Genomic DNA, 1,600 nt, shown 5'->3' with positions numbered 1-1,600 from the left:
AGTCCTAGTACACCATAGAGATATTCATTACTCCATCTCTGCCATCCAATGCTACGCTTTTGTCGCCGTTTCCTTCTCGTCAATAACGTACGGACTTTCATCTCTGTATAGTCCCGTACTTTACTAAAAGCTCGACTAGAATTCCCAACCCGGAAGTAATTCACCCATCCAATCAGTACAGTATTGATTTGTTTTACTAAATCTTGTGCAGGCTTGGCGCCTGCGTTTCTGATTAATTCTCGGATTTTTGCTTTCACTTTCGTACAGGCTTTCTTCTTCGGGGTAATAAGAACAAAGTATCTACTCTTATTTCGATTAAGTACTCGCCTCAAATCAAATCCTAGGAATCCGAAGGATTCTCCTTTTAAAACATTAACCACTCGGGTTTTCTCCAGATTCAGTTCAACTCCCAAAGGCTTTAATTGTTCCCACAGTCGTCGCAATGCCAATTCAGCCCATCCACGTTTACTAGAGTGTCCGCTTACAGTGATAACTATATCATCAGCAAAACGGTGATAGTTTACAGCCTCGTAATGGTTTTCTGTTGTCTTACGTCGAATGGCATCAAATGTCCAATCTACTTCATTGAGGTAGATGTTTGCGGCTAGGGGAGAAAATGGTCCCCCTTGCGGGACACCAATCTTTCCTGTCACCTTGATTACCTGTTTTACAAGATGCATAACTTGCGAATCTTGGACACGCTTTGCAATTTTCTCCAAAAGTATGTGGTGTCGAATTGTATCAAAGTAGCGTGACAAGTCAACATCGATTACTACAGTCATCCGGCGCAATATGCTACGTCGCACTTCTGCCAGTGCTTGATGTGGGGAGCGTTTTGGTCGGAATCCGTAGGAATTTGGGCAGAAATCAGCTTCAAAGATGGCTTCCAATATGAGTTTTAGCGCTCCTTGGACCACGCGGTCCCGTATACACGGGATTTGTAGTGTCCGCATTTTTCCGTTTGCTTTTGGGATTTCTACTTTACGATTAGCTTGTGGTTGATATGTTCCAGCCTGTAGTTCTGCTCGGATATTCTTTAAAAACGGCATAACTCCCTCTAGCTCTATATCAGCGAAACTTTTCCCGTCGATGCCTGGGGCACCGTTGTTTTTCCTCGCTTGCTGATATGCTTCATGAAGGGTTGTTAGTTTGGTAATGTGGGAAAATAGTCCCCAAAACCGATGCGTAGGTTCAGACTTCGCCTTTTGATAGATTCGTCGCCTTAGTTCCTGCAAAGTAATAGGTGTTTTTATCATGGCACCCTTGCCTCCTTTGGTCGTACGAAATATTTACAGGTTCGGACCCTTCCCTCCCCGCGCGTTTTGCTGCACGCAGATCTCTGGTACTACGATCCGTTCCGCCACCCTGACACCTACTGTTCTCACTTCCCGATCGCGGTTATAGAGACGGTCTCCTCGATGAGGTTTCTTCATCGGGTGTCGAGGGCTTCTCCAGTTTCCACATTATCTTTCTCTCCATGTCGCCGCTGATACCCCGCCGGTGAGAACTGCCGTTCCAGACTCATTTCGGTCAGTTCTTGCTGCTTTCGCACGTTATCGACCGTCTCAGCCACCGGAATTGCGTGTAACGAGGCTACGTC

1 protein-coding gene is annotated in these 1,600 nt (G+C 45.9%); it reads right to left on the bottom strand.

Annotated elements, in window-relative coordinates; all coding sequences use genetic code 11:
* The coding region (gene ltrA / locus U860_RS0130310; RefSeq protein ID WP_025151402.1) for a group II intron reverse transcriptase/maturase at positions 1 to 1,256 on the bottom strand (1,256 nt) is incomplete at its 3' end.
* Positions 1,257 to 1,600: the final 344 nt, after the last annotated feature.

The organism is Bacillus sp. H1a, assembly GCF_000633475.1.
Lineage (GTDB): Bacteria > Bacillota > Bacilli > Bacillales > Bacillaceae_G > Bacillus_A > Bacillus_A paramycoides.
This window is presented reverse-complemented; position numbering and strand designations above follow the sequence as displayed.